The organism is Ochrobactrum sp. EDr1-4 (assembly GCF_049199085.1).
Lineage (GTDB): Bacteria > Pseudomonadota > Alphaproteobacteria > Rhizobiales > Rhizobiaceae > Brucella.
This window is the reverse complement of record NZ_JBLZOF010000032.1, coordinates 1-1023: the sequence shown is the minus strand read 5'-3', so window position 1 is coordinate 1023 and position 1023 is coordinate 1. Positions and strand designations below refer to the sequence as shown.

Below are 1023 nucleotides of genomic sequence, written 5' to 3'. Positions count from 1 at the left end.
CTAGAGCGTGTCCGCTTTACTCGGGGTCATATCCGCACGATTTGAAGTAGTTGGCGCATTCTTGTGGTTCGAACAGCGTAAGGATTTGGCCAACGGTATTCCATAAGCCGTCGACCGTTCGCTCGGCTTTTGCGCGCAAGACGGCCTTGAGCTTCGCAAATGCCTTCTCGATGGGGTTGAAGTCGGGACTGTATGGAGGAAGGTAAAGCAACCGGCATCCGGCGTCTTCGATTGCGTGACGTACTCCTTCCGCTTTGTGTGCAGGCAGATTATCCATGATGACGATGTCGCCCGGCACCAAGGTTGGAATGAGAACCTGCTGGACATAGGCCTGGAATGCTACCCCGTTCATCGCGCCGTCCAAAACCATGGGTGCCGTCATTCCAGATAGCCTGAGGGCTCCGGTAAACGTCGTCGTCTTCCAATGGCCGTGTGGGACCGGTGAACGGCATCGATCTCCGCAAGGGGCACGTCCACGAAGCCGGGACATCTTCGTGCTCAGGCCGGTTTCATCGATGAAGACGAGCCGCGCCGGATCGAGATCGAGTTGGTCGTCGAACCAATCCTGACGACGTTTCAGCAGGTCAGGACGCTCCTGCTCCAGTGCATGCGCGGCCTTTTTTTGAAAGTCCAGCCGCGCTTTCGTAGCCAGACGTCAAGCGCGCTACGGCCGATCGATATGGCTCTGTCCTCGCGCAATCGCAGAACCATCTCGTTGAGCGTGATATCCTTTTCCTCTTCGATTATGCGGATGATGAAGTCCTCGTGAGCATCAAGGCGTGAACCACCGCGTCGGCCCTGCTTAGCAGGCGTAAACTGGCCCGCCCGTGCGCTGGCAATCCAGGCGATGGCCGTTGAAATGCCAATTCCAAATCTGGCTGCCGCCGATCTCGCCGACATGCCAACGCGTGACGCAGCCAGAACGCGGCTACGCAAATCATCACTGAAAGCTCGGGTCATATTGCCTCCGACCAAATCACCAGTCGAAGCGATAGAATCAGAATTCAGCAGCCAAGGGAATCC

The 1023-nt window shown here is 56.9% G+C and carries 1 protein-coding gene; it reads right to left on the bottom strand.

Going from position 1 to position 1023, the window contains the following annotated elements; all coding sequences use genetic code 11:
• Positions 1-16: 16 nt before the first annotated feature.
• Positions 17-960, bottom strand: a protein-coding gene (locus tag ACOZHT_RS24395; RefSeq protein WP_421567117.1) for an IS630 family transposase whose coding sequence is annotated in 2 segments (ribosomal slippage) — positions 17-636 and positions 636-960 — 945 coding nt in all. Because the reading frame shifts where the segments join, the coding sequence is not laid out codon by codon here.
• Positions 961-1023 lie beyond the last annotated feature (63 nt).